Origin of the sequence: Pseudomonas sp. SIMBA_067 (genome assembly GCF_046534675.1) — a bacterium.
Taxonomy (GTDB): domain Bacteria; phylum Pseudomonadota; class Gammaproteobacteria; order Pseudomonadales; family Pseudomonadaceae; genus Aquipseudomonas; species Aquipseudomonas putida.
This window is the reverse complement of record NZ_JAWRYH010000814.1, coordinates 1-256: the sequence shown is the minus strand read 5'-3', so window position 1 is coordinate 256 and position 256 is coordinate 1. Positions and strand designations below refer to the sequence as shown.

Below are 256 nucleotides of genomic sequence, written 5' to 3'. Positions count from 1 at the left end.
GCATCCGTACTGTGGGATTTTCGGTCGCCTTGATCTGCGCCTGCAGCCCGGCGAACTTCTCCCGTGCCGCCTTCAACTTCGTGGCGGTCTGCCCCATTTCCGTACGGACCGCCTTGACTGCGTCGACGGTCTTTTGTTGCTTTTGTAGTTCGGAAAGCTGTTTCTTCGTGTCGGCGAGCGCGCGCGACAGGCTTTTGCTACCGGTGAGCGTTTGGCGAAGCGGGCGCGTCAGCCGATCGACCATATCGAACACGAC

At 60.2% G+C, this 256-nt stretch carries 1 protein-coding gene; it reads right to left on the bottom strand.

Features of this window, described 5'->3' with window-relative positions:
* Positions 1-256 (bottom strand): hypothetical protein (locus SB765_RS31460; protein ID WP_410932736.1); only part of this gene is annotated, 256 nt, incomplete at both ends.